This window comes from Streptomyces sp. NPDC053493 (assembly GCF_044544825.1).
Lineage (GTDB): Bacteria > Actinomycetota > Actinomycetes > Streptomycetales > Streptomycetaceae > Streptomyces.
This window is the reverse complement of record NZ_JBITXS010000006.1, coordinates 1-13,090: the sequence shown is the minus strand read 5'-3', so window position 1 is coordinate 13,090 and position 13,090 is coordinate 1. Positions and strand designations below refer to the sequence as shown.

The following is a 13,090-nucleotide window of genomic DNA, read 5'->3' as shown; positions in this document are numbered from 1 at the left end:
CCGGCCGGGGAGACCGGGCCCGGCCAGGGAGTCGTGACGCGGCTGTCGCCGCCCGACCGGGCCCCGGCGTCCGAGCCGGTGAGTCCCGCGCCGTGAGCCGTCCGGCCCGAGGAGGTCTCCCGCCGATCAGACCCGATCGGCGAGAGGCTCCCTGGGGTTCAGGCGTCCGCCCGGGCCGTCGCGAGGAGTTCCTCGGCGTGCGCGCGGGCCGTCTCGGAGTCCTCCTGGCCGGCGAGCATCCGCGACAGCTCACGGACCCGGTCCTCGCCCTCCAGGACGGTGACGCCGGAGCGGGTGACGGAGCCGTCGTTGGTCTTCTCCACCAGCAGCTGCCGGTCGGCGAAGGCCGCCACCTGCGGCAGGTGGGTGACGACGACGACCTGCGCGGTCCGGGCGAGCTTGGCGAGCCGGCGGCCGATCTCGACGGCCGCCTTGCCGCCGACGCCCGCGTCGACCTCGTCGAAGAGATAGGTCGGCACCGGATCCGTACCGGCGAAGACGACCTCGACCGCGAGCATCACCCGGGACAGCTCACCGCCCGACGCGCCCTTGGCGATCGGCCGCGGCGGGGCGCCCGGGTGCGGGGCGAGCAGCAGCTCGACCTCGTCGGCACCGGACGGCGTGTACGCGACCCGCCGGCCGCCCACCTCGACGCCGTCGGGATCCTCGGTCTGCCGGATCGCGAACGACACCCGCGCGTGCGGCATCGCCAGCGAGGCCAGCTCGGCGGTCACGGCGTCGGCGAACCGGTCGGCCGCCTCCGTGCGCGCGTCGGTGAGCCGCTGGGCCAGCACCGACAGCTCGTCGCGCAGCCGGTCCCGCTCGGCGGTCAGCTCGTCGATCCGCTCGTCGTCGCCGTCGAGTTCGGTCAGCCGGGCGGCGCTCTGCTCGGCCCAGGCCAGCACGGCGTTGACGTCCTCGCCGTACTTGCGGGTGAGCTGGGTGAGGGCCGCGCGCCGTTCCTCGACGGCGGCGAGCCGCAGCGGGTCGGCGTCCAGGTTGTCGGCGTAGCCGGCGAGCTCACCGGCGACGTCGGACAGCAGGATGGAGATCTCGCCCATCCGGTCGGCGAGCGCGGCGAGCGCCGGGTCGTGCGCCCGTACGGCCTCCAGGGCCCGGCCCGCGCCCGCGACGAGCGTCGTCGCGTCCACGGCCTCCGGGTCCTCGGGCTGGCCGGCCAGCGCGGCGTGCGCGAGGGCGGCGGCCGAGGCCAGGGACTCGGCGTGCCCGAGCCGCTCCGCCTCGGCGGCCAGCTCCACGTCCTCGCCCGCCCGCGGCTCGACGGCCTCGATCTCGCTCAGCCCGAACCGCAGCAGATCGGCCTCCTGGGCCCGCTCCCGGGCCCGCGTGGTGATCTCCTCGAGCTCCGCGGTCACGGTCCGCAGCCTGCGGTACGCCTCGCCGTAGGCGGCGAGCGGCACGGCGACGGCCTCGCCCGCGTACCGGTCGAGCGCACCGCGCTGCCGGGCCGGCTTCAGCAGGCCCTGCTGGTCGGTCTGGCCGTGCACGGCGACCAGCTCGTCGGCGAGCTCCGCGAGCAGCCCGACGGGTACGGAGCGCCCGCCGAGGTGGGCACGGGACCGTCCTTCGGCGGAGACGGTACGGCTGACCAGCAGCGCGCCCTCGTCGAGCTCGGCGCCCGCCTCCTCGGCGCGCGCGGCGACCGGCGCGCCCGGGGGCAGCGCGATCCGCCCCTCGACGACGGCGGAGCCCGCCCCGATCCGCACCAACGCCGGGTCGGCCCGGCCGCCGAGCAGCAGCCCGAGGCTGGTCACGACCATGGTCTTGCCCGCACCGGTCTCACCGGTCACCGCCGTGAAACCGGGCGACAGCTCGACCACAGCGTCGTCGATGACTCCGAGCGACCGTATCCGCATCTCCTCCAGCACGCCCCAGACCATACGAGGTTTTCCCCGCCCGGTGCCACGTCGCCCCGCTCCGGCAGCGAAGCGGCCGGTCGGCGTGACGGGGCCGTGCCTTTCCGGGCGTCGGCTCGTTGACGGTGCGGCCCGCCGCGGGCCGGGGGCCGATGTGGGCAGGCCCACACACGGTGAGGCGCGCGCCGTGCCGGGGCCGGGTCCCCGGCCCCGGCTCGGCGGCGGTCTAGTGGGGTGCTCCGCGCCAGCCCGACACCGGCAGCGCGAACTTCGCCACCAGCCGGTCGGTGAAGGAGGCGTGGTGCAGCCGGGCGAGGCGGACCGGGACGGCACCGCGCCGCACCTCGACCCGGGCGCCGGCCGGCAGCTCGACCGTGCGCCGCCCGTCGCACCACAGCACGCCGTTCGGCGTGTGCGGCTCGACCTCGACGGCGAGCACCGAGTCGGGAGTCGTGACGAGCGGCTTGGCGAACAGCGCGTGCGCCCCGATCGGGACCATGAGCAGCGCCGCGACCTCCGGCCAGATCACCGGACCGCCGGCGGAGAACGCGTACGCCGTCGAACCGGTCGGCGTCGCGCAGATCACCCCGTCGCAGCCGAAGCCGGTCACCGGCCGTCCGTCGATGGCGAGGACGACCTCCAGCATCCGCTCCGGGGACACCTTCTGCACCGCCGCCTCGTTCAGCGCCCAGTCCCGGTGCAGCACGTCGCCGTTCTGGTACACGGTCACGTCGAGCGTCATCCGCTCCTCGACCTCGTACGCCCGCGTCACGACCCGGTCGACGACCTTGTCGAGGTCGTCGCGCTCGGCCTCGGCGAGGAAGCCGACCCGGCCCAGGTTGACGCCGAGCATGGGCACGCCGGAGGCCCGGGAGAACTCGGAGCCGCGCAGCAGGGTCCCGTCGCCGCCGAGGACGACGAGGAGTTCACAGCCGTCGAGCGCGTCGGAGCAGGCCTCCGGCACCTTCTCGACGGCCGGCGGCAGCGGCAGGTCGGCCGCCTCCGCCTCCAGGACGCGCACCCCGATGCCGCTGCGCAGCAGTCCGAGGACGACGAGTTCGGCGCTGCGCACGGCGGCCGGCCGGCCGGTGTGCGCGAGCAGGAAGACGGTGCGGTTGCTTTCGGTAGACGTGCTCGAACCAGTGCTCAACGAGGTCCTTCCGCCACGGCGCGGTCGACTTCCGCCGGATCAAGAGCGGGCGCCCCGGCCCGCAGCCACAGAAAGTACTCGACGTTGCCGGACGGCCCGGGCAGCGGGCTCGCGGTCACGCCGAGGACGCCGAGCCCGAGTTCGCCCGCCCGCCGGGCGACGTTCTTCACGGCGTCGGCGCGCAGTTCGGCGCTGCGCACCACTCCGCCGGTGCCGAGCCGCTCCTTGCCGACCTCGAACTGCGGCTTGACCATGAGGACCAGGTCGGCGTCGGGCGCGGTGCAGGCGACCAGGGCGGGCAGCACCAGGCCGAGCGGGATGAAGGACAGGTCGCCGACGACCAGGTCGACCGGGATGCCGTCGATCGACTCGAGCGTCATCTCCCGTACGTTCGTGCGGTCCTTGACGGTGACGCGCTCGTCGCTCTGCAGGGACCAGGCGAGCTGCCCGTAGCCGACGTCGACGGCGACGACGTGGGCGGCGCCGGCGCGCAGCAGGACGTCGGTGAAGCCGCCGGTGGACGCGCCCGCGTCGAGCGCGCGCCGGCCCTCGACGCGCAGGCCGAGCGGCACGAACGCGGCGAAGGCGCCGGCCAGCTTGTGGCCGCCGCGCGAGACGTAGTCGGGGTCGCTGTCGTCCTGGGCGACGACGATGGCCGCGGCGGTCTCGACCTGGGTGGCGGGCTTGGTCGCGACGGTCTTGCCGACGGTCACCCGGCCCGCGGCGATCAGCTGGCTGGCGTGCTCGCGCGAGCGCGCCAGCTTGCGCCGCACCAGCTCGGCGTCGAGACGGCGGCGTGCCGGTCCTGCCACGTTCGGTTCAGCTCCTGTTGTCGTACGGACGGGGCCCGGGCGGCGCGTCGAGCGCGGTCAGCTCGTCGCGCAGCCCACGGTGTACATCCTCGTACACGTCGAGGTGTCCGTCCGCCGTGAGGTGGTCGACCTCGCCGAGCCGCTCCAGCAGCGCGTCGACGGACGCCCGCCCGGTCCGCGTCCGTGCCACGCCGAGCGGCGCGGGCCCGACGGGGCGGTAGGGGTCGCTCACGGCGTCGCTGAGGCCCGCGCCCGCCGCGTCCGGGCCCGGGCTCCCGGCGCCCGGGTCCGCCGCGCTCACGGAGCCCTCGGCGCCCGCCGCGGCCGCCATGCTCGTCGCGCTCGTCGCGCTCGTCGCGCTCGTCGCGCTCGCGGAGCCTCCGGCGCTCGTCGCCAGCGGGTCCGGGCCGGGCGGGTGGTACGCGACGTCCTCGTCGAGGTCCGCCGGGGCGCCGTCGGCGCGGCGGGCCGCTTCGTAGGCGTTCGGGTACGCGTCGCTCATGCCCCGACGCTACCGCGAAGCCGTGAGGTACGGTCGAGACGATGGCGACGATCACGGAGTGCCGCGAGGCACTGACACGGCTCTCGGAGAACCTGGCCCGCGCGGAGGGCGAGGTGCGCGGCGCCGCCGCGCTCGAGCGCACCCTCAGCTGCCACGTCACCGACCTCGACACCACCTTCACCGGCCGCCTGGCCGCCGGCCGCATCGAGGTCGACGGCACCGTCCCGGGCGCGCCCCGCGAGAAGGCCCAGATCCGGCTGCGGATGACCGGCGACGACCTGGTGTCGATGGTCGACGGCCGCCTGAACTTCGCCAAGGCCTGGGCCTCCGGCCGGGTCGGCCTGGAGGCCGGCGTCCGCGACCTGCTGCGCCTGCGGTCACTTCTGTAGCGCGGGCTCCGGCACCTCCGCCTGCCCCTGCCCGGGTCCCTCCCCGGGTCCCTGCCCCTCTTCCCGCACCTGCCGCTTGCGCGCCGTGCGGCCCGCCGGGACGACGAGCGGGGTGCCGGTCTCCGGGTCGTCGATGACCTGGCAGCGCAGTCCGAAGACCCGCTCGACGAGCTCGGCCGTGACGACCTCTCCCGGCGGGCCCTCGGCGACGACCTCGCCGTCGCGGCAGGCGATGAGATGGGTCGCGTAACGGGCCGCGTGGTTGAGGTCGTGGAGGACCGCGACCAGCGTGCGGCCCTGCGTCTCGTGGAGTTCGGCGCACAGGTCGAGGACGTCGATCTGGTGCTGGATGTCGAGGAACGTGGTCGGCTCGTCGAGCAGCAGCAGCGGCGTCTGCTGGGCGAGCGCCATCGCGATCCAGACGCGCTGGCGCTGTCCGCCGGACAGCTCGTCGACGTAGCGGTCGGCCAGCTCGGCGACGCCGGTCGACGCCATCGACTCCCGCACGTTCCGCTCGTCCTCGTCGGACCACTGCCGCAGCAGTCCCTGGTGCGGATAGCGGCCGCGGGCGACGAGGTCGGCGACGGTGATGCCGTCGGGCGCGATGGAGGACTGCGGCAGCAGACCCAGCGTCTTCGCCACCTTCTTCGCGGGCAGGGAGTGGATCGCCTGCCCGTCGAGCAGCACCCGTCCCTCGCTGGGCCTGAGCATCCGGGACAGCGCCCGCAGCAGGGTGGACTTGCCGCAGGCGTTGGGGCCGACGATGACCGTGAAGGAGTTGTCGGGGATCGCCACGCTCAGGTCGCGGGCGATGACCCGCTGGTCGTAGGCGAGCGTGACCGACTCGGCGCTGAGCCGCTGGGTGACCTGCCGCGTCTGCTGCTGCCGCGTCTGCCGCTGCCCGTTCATACCCGTACTCCTGTGCTCCTGTTGGTGTTCCCGAGATTCCCGAGATTCCCGAGGTTCGCGAGGTTCCGTAGGTTCCCGGGGTTCCTGCCGTGCCCGCCGTGCCCGCCGTTCCCGGGGTCCCGGCCGTTCCCGCCGGTCATATCCGCCCCGCCTTCCGCTCGCTGACGAGCAGCCACAGCAGATAGCAGCCGCCGAGGACCCCGGTGACGACGCCCACCGGCAGCTGCCGCTCGCCGAACGCGTTGGTGGCGCACCAGTCGGCCACCAGCAGCAGGGCCGTGCCCATCAGCGCCGACGCGGCGAGGTTGGGGCCGGGCGAGCGGGTCAGCCGGCGGGCCAGCTGGGGCGCGCTGAGCGAGACGAAGACGATGGGGCCGGCGGCGGCGGTGGCGACGGCCACGAGCAGCACCGCGGCGCCCAGGAGGACGATCCGGGTCCGCTCGACCTTGACGCCGAGCGCGTACGCCGCGTCGTCGCCCATCTCCAGCATCCGCAGCGCCCGCCCGTGCCCGAGGATCAGCGGCAGCAGCACACAGCTGACGGTGAACAGCGGCCAGAACTGCTCCATGTCGCGGCCGTCGAGCGAACCGGTCATCCAGACCACCGCTCGGGTCGCGTCGACCAGCTGCGCCTTGGTGAGGAGGTAGTGGATGACGGCGGTGAGCATGGCGGCGGCGCCGATGCCGACGAGCACCAGCCGGTAGCCGTTCACACCGCGTTTCCAGGCCAGCAGGTAGATGACGGTGCCGGTGACGAGTCCGCCGACGACCGCGCCGCCGGCCGCGGCGGCCGCGCTGCCCTGGAAGAGGACGATGACGGCGAGCGCGCCGACCGTGGAGCCCTGGCCGAAGCCGATGACGTCGGGGCTGCCGAGCGGGTTGCGCGACAGCGACTGGAAGACGGCGCCGCCGATGCCGAGCGCGGCGCCGACGAAGACCCCGACGAGCACGCGGGGCAGCCGCAGGTCCATGACGGCGATCTTCTGGATCTCGGTGCCGCCGCCGAGGAGGGTGCTGACGACGTCGCCGGGCGCGACGGGCAGGTCACCGCTGCCGATGAGGACGACCGCGGCGGCCAGCGCGAGGACGAGCAGGCCGGCGACCGAGACGAGGGCGCGCGGCGCGTAGCGTACGGAGAGGCCGCCGGCCCTCAGGGTCCTGGTGCTCACAGCTTGGCCATCCTCTTGCGGCGGACGAGACGGATGAAGACGGGCCCGCCGACGAGCGCGGTGACGATGCCGACCTGGAGTTCGGCGGGGCGGGTGACGACCCGGCCGATGACGTCGGAGCCGAGGAGGAGGACGGGCGAGAGGACGGCCGCGTACGGCAGGATCCACCGCATGTCGGGGCCGGTGATCGACCGCACGATGTACGGGACCATCAGGCCCAGGAAGACGATCGGCCCGCAGGCGGCGGTCGCGGCCCCGCACATCAGGGTCACGGCCACCATCGCGACGATCCGGGTCCGGTTGAGGTGCGCGCCGAGCGCGCGGGCGGTGTCGTCGCCCATCTCCATGGCGTTGAGCGGCCGGGCGATGAGCAGGGCGAGTGCGGTGCCGGCGAGGATGAAGGGCGCGACGCGGGTGACGGTGTCCATGTTCGCGTCGGCGAGCGAGCCGACGGTCCAGAACCGCAGCCGGTCCAGGGCGGCCGAGTCGAGCAGCTGTACGGCGTTGACGTAGCCGTACAGGGCGGCGGTGGCCGCGGTGCCGGCGAGCGCGAGCCGTACGGGCGTGGCGCTGCGGCTGCCGCCGAGGACGTAGACGACGACGGAGACGACGGCGGCGCCGAGGAAGGCGAACCACACGTACGCGGCGGCGTCGGTGACGCCGAGGAACGAGATGGCGGACACGACGGCCGCGGCGGCCCCGGCGTTGACGCCGAGCAGTCCGGGCTCGGCGAGCGGGTTGCGGGTGAGGCCCTGCATGACGGCGCCGGACAGACCGAGCGCGAGTCCGACGAGGATCCCGAGGAGGGTGCGGGGGACGCGGACGTCGTGGACGACGACGTCGTTGCGGATGCCGCTGTTGTGGAACAGTCCGTGCCAGACATCGGCGAGCGGCACCGGTTTGGCACCGATCATGATGCTCAGGACACAGACCAGCAGCAGGACTCCGACGGCCACGACCAGTCCGACGGCACGCACGGAGTTCCGGCGCGTCACCTTCTGGGCAGGGCCGACCGACTCCGCGCTCGCACGGGAGGGACTCTCGACCAACACGAGGTTAGGTTAGCCTACCCTGCCATAGCCGATCGATCCCCTGGCGGAGCCAGGGCACGCGCCTCCGTCGGGTGCGCGCCCCGGCTCCCTACGACGCGTACGCAGACGGCGAGTCGGCCAGGGACTTGAACAGGTGCACGTCCGCGTGCCCGCCGGGGACTCCCGGTGTCCGACCGGTCTCGACGAAGCCATGGCGCAGGTAGAAGCCGGGAGCTTGGAAAGTGGCGGTCGAGGTGGACAGGCGGTCACAACCGCGCCGCCGCGCCTCGGCCTCGGCCGCCTGCAGGATCCTGCTGCCCCAGCCGCCCTTACGGCTGTCCTCGCGCACCCACAACAGCTCGATGCCGCAGAGGCCACCCCACGTCCGTGCGGTCAGCCCGCCGACCAGTTCACCCGCTTCGTCCGTGACCTTGATCGAGAACGCGCCGCGGTCGGAAGCACCGGTGGCGGCACTGTTGAAGGCGATCAACGCCTCGGTCAGCCGGCCGTCGAGCTCGGAGTCACCCTCGCTGACGGTCAGCGCCGGGCCGGGGCTGCGGTCAGTCGTCGTCATCGCGCCCGCCCCGCCTCTCCCAGCCGTCCCAGTGCCTTCCCCGCGTCCAGGCCGCACGCGCCGGCGCCCGCGTCCGTCCACGCCGCCGCACACAGCGCCCGTACTCCGTCGAGCGGATCGAGACCGTCACCCGTCCCGTCGAGCACCAGCGCGCCGCCGCTCACCGCAGCCGTCCAGCCGCCGCAGCCGAACGACCCGTCCGCGCCCTCGGTGACCTCCGGCTGCGCCGCCAGCAGGCCGCGCAGATCCGCCGCCACATACGTCGGCCGGTGCTCCGGCACCGCCGCCAGCAGCCGCGCCACGTCCGTGACGCCCGTCAGGACGAGCAGCGAGTCCACGCCGCCGTTGAACGCGCCCTCGATGTCCGTGTCGAGCCGGTCGCCGACCACCAGCGGCCGCCGCGCTCCGGTCCGCAGCACCGTCTCGCGGTGCATCGGCGGCAGCGGCTTGCCCGCGACCTTCGGCTCCGCGCCCGTCGCGATCCGGACGACTTCCACCGCCGCGCCGTTGCCCGGCCCGACGCCCCGCACGCCCGGGATCGTCAGGTCGGTGTTCGAGGCGTACCACGGCAGGCCCCGCCCCACCGCGTAACTCGCCTCCGCGAAACGGCCCCAGGGCAGCTCCGGGCCGCCGTAGCCCTGCACCACCGCCACCGGATCGTCGTCCGCCGACTCGACCGGCACCAGGCCCCGCTCGCGCAGCGCCACCCGCAGCCCCTCGCCGCCGATCACCAGGATCCGCGAACCCGGCGGCACCTCGTCGGCGATCAGCCGGGCCACCGCCTGCGCGGAGGTGATCACATCACCCGCCTCGGCCGGCACGCCGAGGTCCGTCAGATGCGCGGCCACCGCGTCCGGCGTCCGCAGCGCGTTGTTGGTGACGTACGCGAGGTGCATCCCGCCGGCCCTGGCCGTGCCCAGCGCCTCGACGGCGTACGGGATCGCGTCGCCGCCCGCGAAGTACACGACACCGTCCAGGTCGAGCAGCGCCGTGTCGTAGGCCTCGCTCAGCGCGACCGCGCTGCCCTCCGGCCGGCTCCTGCCCTGCCGCCCGTGCGGTTCACCGCCCCGGACATGGCTCCGGACCTGGCTGTGCGCCTGGTCCCGCACCTGGCCTTGGGCCTGGCCTCGGACGTCCTCCTGGCCGAATCCCGTCATTGCCATGTACTCCTCACGTCGCCGAGGGAAATTCCCCTGCTCCCCCGATCATCGCTCATGCCACCCGCCACATACGATGACGAGATGAACACCTCAGGTCACGCGGCCGACGACGTCCGCGCCCCCGGTCTCCGCCTGAGCCCCTTCCGGGGCCTCCGGTACGTCCCCGAACGGGTCGGCAGCCTCGCTGCCGTGACCTCACCGCCGTACGACGTCGTCGTACGGCCCGACGGACTCCACCACCTGGAGTCCGCGGACCCGCACAACATCGTCCGGCTGATCCTCCCGCAGGCCATCACCGCCGGCACCCGCCACCGCAAGGCCGCCGTCACCCTCGACCGCTGGCTCGCCGACGGCATCCTCGCGCCCGATCCCGAGCCCGCGCTCTACGTGTACGAGCAGCGCGGCGACGGCATCCTCCAGCGCGGCCTCATCGGCGCACTCGAACTCTCCCCTCCCGCCCAGGGCATCGTCCTGCCCCACGAGGACGTGATGCCGCACGTCGTCGAGGACCGCGCCGCGCTCATGCGCACCACGGCCGCCAACCTGGAACCGCTGCTCCTCACCTACCGCGGCGAGGGCAACGGCGCCGGCTCCGTCATCGACCGCACCATCACCCGTGAGCCGCTCCTCTCGACGACCACCGAGGACGGCTTCCACCACCGCCTCTGGTCCGTCACCGACCCGGCCGACCTGGCCGCCGTCGCCGGCGAACTCGCCCGCCACCAGGCCCTCATCGCCGACGGCCACCACCGCTGGGCCACCTATCTGCGGCTCCGCGAGGAACACACCGTGCCCGGCCCGTGGAACTACGGCCTGGTCCTGCTCATCGACACCGCCCGCTACCCGCTGCGGGTCCGCGCCATCCACCGCGTCCTCGGCCGCCTCCCGGTCGCCGACGCGCTCGCCGCCCTCGGCGACGGCTTCCGCGTCACCCGCATAGACGGCCCGCTGTCCGCCGCCCAGGAGGCGCTGGCCGCGGCGACCGCCGAGGGCAACGCCTTCGTCCTCGCCGGCGACGGCGCCTTCCACCTCCTCGACCGGCCCGACCCGGAGCTCCTGGCCCGCACCATCCGCACGGACCGCCCCGAGGCCTGGCGCACCCTCGACGCCACGGTCCTGCACTCCACCCTGCTCGACCACGTCTGGCACATCCCGGACGAGCCCGAGGACATCGCGTACATCCACGACACCGAGGCCGCCGTCGCCCAGGCCGAACGCCGCGGCGGTACGGCGGTCCTGATGCACCCGGTGAAGGAAGAGGTCGTCCGCGACTTGGCCCGGCAGGGCGTCACCATGCCCCGCAAGTCGACGTCCTTCGGCCCGAAGCCGGCCACGGGGCTGGTGCTGAGGAGCCTGGCCCTCGACTGAGACGAAGATGTCCGGAGAAAACGCCGAAGGGCGGCACCCCTCACGGGTGCCGCCCTTCGTCCTACGCACGCACGCCAGCGTCAGCTCTTGTCGCCGTCGCGGTCGTCGTCGAGGTCGCGGTCGTCGTCGACGTCGTCCGCATCGTCAACGTCGTCACCACGCTGCTCTTCGTCCTCGGTGTCGTCGAACGCGTCGACGAACTCGACACCGTCCAGCTCGGCGAGGCGGTCGGACGCGTCGGTGGAGCCGTCCTTGTCGGACTCGAGGGCCTTGGCGAACCACTCCCGCGCCTCGCCCTCCCGGCCGGCGGCCAGCAGCGCGTCGGCGTACGCGTACCGCAGCCGCGCGGTCCACGGGTGGTTGGCGTTGGACGCCAGCTCGGGGCTCTGCAGGGTGACGATGGCCGCGTCGAGCTGACCCATGTCCCGGCGGGCGCCGGCGGCGACGAGACGCATCTCGACCTGCCCGGCCTTGTCCAGCTTCTGCACCTCGGGCTCACCGGCCATGGCGAGCGCCCGCTCCGGCCGGCCCAGACCGCGCTCGCAGTCCGCCATGACGGGCCACAGCTCGACCGTGCCGGTCATCCGCCGCGCGGCCCGGAACTCGGCCAGTGCCTCGGCGTACTTCTGCGTGGCGTACGCGGCGAAGCCGGCCGCCTCGCGGACGGCGGCCACACGCGAGGCCAGCCGCAGCGCGATACGCGAGTACTCGTACGCCTTCTCCGGCTCCTCGTCGATCAGCTGGGCGACCATGACGAGGTTACGGGCGACGTCCTCGGCCAGACCCTTGGGCAGGCTCATCAGCTCCTGCCGCACGTCCGGATCGATCTCCTCACCGGTGACCTCCGGCGGGATCGGCAGCCGCTTGATCGGCGCGCGGTCCCCACCGCGACGCTCGCCGCGGTCGTCACGACGGTCGTCACGGCGCCCGTAGCCACCCCGGTCGTCCCGACGCGGCCCACGCCCACGGTCGTCCCGCCGGTCGTCCCGGCCACGGAACCCACCGCCGCCACCACCACGCCGGTCGTCCTCGCGCCGCGGCCCACGGGGCCGCTCGTCACGACGGTCGTCACGCCGGTCATCGCGCCGGTCGTCGCGGCGGAAGCCGCCGCCACGGTTGTCGTCACGCCGGTCGTCGCGGCGGAAGCCACCGCCACGGCTGTCGTCACGACGGAACGACGGACGCTCATCCCGGCGGTCGTCCCGACGGAAGGAGGGACGGTCGTCACGACGGTCGTCGCGGCGATCATCCTGCCGGTCGTCACGACGGAAGGAGGGGCGGTCGTCACGACGGTCGTCGCGGCGATCATCCTGCCGGTCGTCACGACGGAAGGAGGGACGGTCATCGCGTCGGTCATCGCGGCGATCGTCCCGCCGGAAGCCACCGCCACGGTTGTCATCCCGACGGTCATCGCGGCGGAAGGACGGCCGGTCGTCACGACGGAACGACGGACGCTCATCGCGGCGGTCGTCACGGCCGCGGTAGCCACCGCCGCCGCCACCGCCACGGTTGTCGTCCCGACGGAACGACGGACGGTCGTCACGGCGATCGTCCCGCCGGTCGTCACGACGGAAAGAGGGACGGTCATCGCGGCCGCGGTAGCCACCGCCGCCGCCACCGCCACGGTTGTCGTCCCGACGGAACGACGGACGGTCGTCACGGCGGTCGTCACGACGGTCGTCACGACCACGGTAGCCACCACCGCGGTTGTCGTCCCGACGGTCATCGCGGCGGTCATCGCGGCGATCGTCCCGCCGGTCGTCACGACGGAAAGAGGGACGGTCGTCACGGCCGCGGTAGCCACCGCCGCCGCCACCGCCACGGTTGTCGTCACGACGCGGCCCACGGAAGCCGCCCCGCTCGCCACCGTCCCGGCGGCGCGGCTCGCGCTCCGGACGGTCGTCGGGAGAGTTGGTGGACATCGACGTGACTCCTGTCTTCGGGTACTGCAGTCATTCTCGCGCAGCCGGCACCGCGGCGCGCTGTCAAGAAATACAAGGAAAAACAAAAGGACCCCTGGTCCCAGCGTGAACGCTGGGACCAGGGGTCCTGAAAGATTGTTCGGCGGCGTCCTACTCTCCCACAGGGTCCCCCCTGCAGTACCATCGGCGCTGAAAGGCTTAGCTTCCGGGTTCGGAATGTAACCGGGC

13 protein-coding genes and 1 rRNA gene are annotated in these 13,090 nt (G+C 73.8%); 2 read left to right on the top strand and 12 right to left on the bottom strand.

Features of this window, described 5'->3' with window-relative positions; translation table 11 throughout:
• Positions 1 to 158: 158 nt before the first annotated feature.
• From recN to ACIGO8_RS18615, 4 genes are all read right to left on the bottom strand, one after another.
• Positions 159 to 1,901, bottom strand: coding sequence for a DNA repair protein RecN (gene recN / locus ACIGO8_RS18630; RefSeq protein ID WP_399731360.1), 1,743 nt, complete (start codon positions 1,899 to 1,901; stop codon positions 159 to 161).
• 202 nt (positions 1,902 to 2,103) lie between these two features.
• The gene (locus ACIGO8_RS18625) at positions 2,104 to 3,027 is read right to left on the bottom strand and encodes an NAD kinase (RefSeq protein ID WP_399731357.1); all 924 of its coding nucleotides are present in this window, start codon (positions 3,025 to 3,027) and stop codon (positions 2,104 to 2,106) included.
• On the bottom strand, positions 3,024 to 3,839 hold the full coding sequence (locus tag ACIGO8_RS18620; RefSeq protein ID WP_399731355.1) for a TlyA family RNA methyltransferase: 816 nt from the start codon (positions 3,837 to 3,839) through the stop codon (positions 3,024 to 3,026). The genes ACIGO8_RS18625 and ACIGO8_RS18620 overlap by 4 nt, the downstream gene beginning before the upstream one ends.
• 7 nt (positions 3,840 to 3,846) lie before the next feature.
• Positions 3,847 to 4,341: a hypothetical protein gene (locus ACIGO8_RS18615; RefSeq protein ID WP_399731352.1), complete on the bottom strand. Its 495-nt coding sequence runs from the start codon at positions 4,339 to 4,341 to the stop codon at positions 3,847 to 3,849.
• A gap of 41 nt (positions 4,342 to 4,382) precedes the next feature.
• On the opposite strand from ACIGO8_RS18615, the gene ACIGO8_RS18610 reads away from it, so the two are divergent.
• Positions 4,383 to 4,730, top strand: coding sequence for an SCP2 sterol-binding domain-containing protein (locus tag ACIGO8_RS18610; protein WP_399731350.1), 348 nt, complete (start codon positions 4,383 to 4,385; stop codon positions 4,728 to 4,730).
• Here ACIGO8_RS18610 and ACIGO8_RS18605 read toward each other — a convergent pair.
• The 5 genes from ACIGO8_RS18605 to ACIGO8_RS18585 all read right to left on the bottom strand — a co-directional run bounded on the left by ACIGO8_RS18605 (position 4,719) and on the right by ACIGO8_RS18585 (position 9,569).
• Positions 4,719 to 5,639 (bottom strand): ABC transporter ATP-binding protein, encoded by a 921-nt coding sequence (locus ACIGO8_RS18605; protein WP_399731347.1) that lies wholly within the window; start codon positions 5,637 to 5,639, stop codon positions 4,719 to 4,721. The genes ACIGO8_RS18610 and ACIGO8_RS18605 overlap by 12 nt on opposite strands.
• Positions 5,640 to 5,775: 136 nt before the next feature.
• Positions 5,776 to 6,807 (bottom strand): FecCD family ABC transporter permease, encoded by a 1,032-nt coding sequence (locus ACIGO8_RS18600; protein ID WP_399731344.1) that lies wholly within the window; start codon positions 6,805 to 6,807, stop codon positions 5,776 to 5,778.
• Positions 6,804 to 7,763 carry a FecCD family ABC transporter permease gene (locus ACIGO8_RS18595; RefSeq protein WP_399732391.1) on the bottom strand — a complete coding sequence of 320 codons (960 nt, stop codon included), beginning with the start codon at positions 7,761 to 7,763 and terminating at the stop codon, positions 6,804 to 6,806. The genes ACIGO8_RS18600 and ACIGO8_RS18595 overlap by 4 nt, the downstream gene beginning before the upstream one ends.
• A 184-nt stretch (positions 7,764 to 7,947) precedes the next feature.
• Positions 7,948 to 8,412, bottom strand: a complete 465-nt coding sequence (locus tag ACIGO8_RS18590; RefSeq protein WP_399731342.1) for a GNAT family N-acetyltransferase — start codon at positions 8,410 to 8,412, stop codon at positions 7,948 to 7,950.
• Positions 8,409 to 9,569: an HAD hydrolase-like protein gene (locus ACIGO8_RS18585; protein ID WP_399732389.1), complete on the bottom strand. Its 1,161-nt coding sequence runs from the start codon at positions 9,567 to 9,569 to the stop codon at positions 8,409 to 8,411. Before ACIGO8_RS18585 ends, ACIGO8_RS18590 begins: the two co-directional genes overlap by 4 nt.
• 84 nt (positions 9,570 to 9,653) lie before the next feature.
• Here ACIGO8_RS18585 and ACIGO8_RS18580 point away from each other — a divergent pair, with 84 nt between their 5' ends.
• On the top strand, positions 9,654 to 10,940 hold the full coding sequence (locus tag ACIGO8_RS18580) for a DUF1015 domain-containing protein (protein ID WP_399731340.1): 1,287 nt from the start codon (positions 9,654 to 9,656) through the stop codon (positions 10,938 to 10,940).
• A gap of 80 nt (positions 10,941 to 11,020) precedes the next feature.
• On the opposite strand, the gene ACIGO8_RS18575 is transcribed toward ACIGO8_RS18580, so the two are convergent.
• From ACIGO8_RS18575 to rrf, 3 genes are all read right to left on the bottom strand, one after another.
• Positions 11,021 to 11,800, bottom strand: a complete 780-nt coding sequence (locus tag ACIGO8_RS18575) for a hypothetical protein (protein WP_399732387.1) — start codon at positions 11,798 to 11,800, stop codon at positions 11,021 to 11,023.
• A complete protein-coding gene (locus ACIGO8_RS18570) occupies positions 11,740 to 12,774 on the bottom strand; it encodes a hypothetical protein (RefSeq protein WP_399732459.1) in 1,035 nt (344 codons plus the stop codon). The genes ACIGO8_RS18575 and ACIGO8_RS18570 overlap by 61 nt, the downstream gene beginning before the upstream one ends.
• Before the next feature lie 225 nt (positions 12,775 to 12,999).
• Positions 13,000 to 13,090: ribosomal RNA gene (gene rrf / locus ACIGO8_RS18565) — 5S ribosomal RNA — on the bottom strand; the annotation flags it as partial.

Excerpts from the sequence above, each read along its gene's own strand:
- recN (WP_399731360.1), bottom strand. The coding sequence starts at position 1,901 with ATGGTCTGGGGCGTGCTGGAGGAGATGCGGATACGGTCGCTCGGAGTC.
- ACIGO8_RS18580 (WP_399731340.1), top strand. The coding sequence starts at position 9,654 with ATGAACACCTCAGGTCACGCGGCCGACGACGTCCGCGCCCCCGGTCTC.
- ACIGO8_RS18585 (WP_399732389.1), bottom strand. The coding sequence starts at position 9,569 with ATGACGGGATTCGGCCAGGAGGACGTCCGAGGCCAGGCCCAAGGCCAG.
- ACIGO8_RS18615 (WP_399731352.1), bottom strand. The coding sequence starts at position 4,341 with ATGAGCGACGCGTACCCGAACGCCTACGAAGCGGCCCGCCGCGCCGAC.
- ACIGO8_RS18590 (WP_399731342.1), bottom strand. The coding sequence starts at position 8,412 with ATGACGACGACTGACCGCAGCCCCGGCCCGGCGCTGACCGTCAGCGAG.
- ACIGO8_RS18610 (WP_399731350.1), top strand. The coding sequence starts at position 4,383 with ATGGCGACGATCACGGAGTGCCGCGAGGCACTGACACGGCTCTCGGAG.
- ACIGO8_RS18605 (WP_399731347.1), bottom strand. The coding sequence starts at position 5,639 with ATGAACGGGCAGCGGCAGACGCGGCAGCAGCAGACGCGGCAGGTCACC.